Annotated in this window: 2 rRNA genes; both read left to right on the forward strand. The window is 53.6% G+C overall.

The annotated features are described in order from the left end of the window. Positions 1–74, forward strand: a 16S ribosomal RNA gene (locus ACZ6ZD_RS37090); the annotation flags it as partial. A gap of 424 nt (positions 75–498) precedes the next feature. Continuing rightward, positions 499–1,337, forward strand: a 23S ribosomal RNA gene (locus tag ACZ6ZD_RS37095); the annotation flags it as partial.

A 1,337-nucleotide genomic window follows, 5' to 3' on the forward strand; every position in this document is an offset into this window, starting at 1 on the left:
AGGTGGGGCTGGCGATTAGGACGAAGTCGTAACAAGGTAGCCGTACCGGAAGGTGCGGCTGGATCACCTCCTTTCTAAGGAGCATTCGGCAGGTAGCCCGCGAGGGTGCCTGTCCATTCGACGTTTACTGGACATGTGTTTCAGTGCGTCGGTGCTTCGGAATGTGGAACATTGACCATTAGGTTCGGATCTCCAGTCACGGTGTTAGTACTGCTTCTTCGGAAGCGTGGAACGCGAAGTGGTGAGGAGTGAAGGACCGAGGCGCGCTGTTGGGTCCTGAGGAATCGGGCCGGCCCGAGTGTTCGGGTTGGACTGGATCTTCTTCGGGGCTGGTTACCTTCAGACTGTTGACGGTCTGCTGGATGGGGTGGGTTGTTTCCCTCTGATGGCGGGTTTGTTTTCAAGTGTTGGGTTCGACTGGTTTTCCTGGTCGTATTTTGAGAACTGTATAGTGGACGCGAGCATCTCTTTGTAGCGATTTTGTTTTGTTTGTTGTTGTGACAAGCTACTAAGGGCAATCGGTGGATGTCTTGGCACCAAGAGCCGATGAAGGACGTTGGAGCCTGCGATAAGCCCCGGGGAGTTGGCAACCGAGCTGTGATCCGGGGGTGTCCGAATGGGGAAACCCAGCTGGCATTCTAAAGCCAGTTACCAGTGCCTGAACACATAGGGTTCTGGAGGGAACGCGGGGAAGTGAAACATCTCAGTACCCGCAGGAAGAGAAAACAATAGTGATTCCGTGAGTAGTGGCGAGCGAAAGCGGATGAGGCTAAACCATGTGCGTGTGATAGCCGGCGTGCGTTGCGTATATGGGGTTGTGGGAGCATTCGAGTCTTAATGCCGTGAGACTAGAGAGTTATAAATCAAAGTTGAAGCCGAATCTTCTGGAATGTTGAGCCGTAGTGGGTTATAGCCCTGTAGGTGTATGACTTTGACTCTTGAGTGTTTTCCCAAGTAGCACGGGACTCTTGAAATCTCGTGTGAATCTGGCGGGACCACCCGCTAAGCCTAAATACTTCTTGGTGACCGATAGCGGACTAGTACCGTGAGGGAAAGATGAAAAGTACCCCGGGAGGGGAGTGAAATAGTACCTGAAACCGATTGCCTACAATCCGTCGGAGCATCTCCTTGTGGGGTGTGACGGCGTGCCTTTTGAAGAATGAGCCTGCGAGTTAGTGGTGTGTGGCGAGGTTAACCCGTGTGGGGTAGCCGTAGCGAAAGCGAGTCTGAATAGGGCGTTTGAGTCGCATGCTCTAGACCCGAAGCGGAGTGATCTATCCATGGGCAGGTTGAAGCGCGGGTAAGACCGCGTGGAGGACCGAACCCACCAGGGTTGA

Source organism: Kribbella sp. NPDC104218, assembly GCF_055584105.1.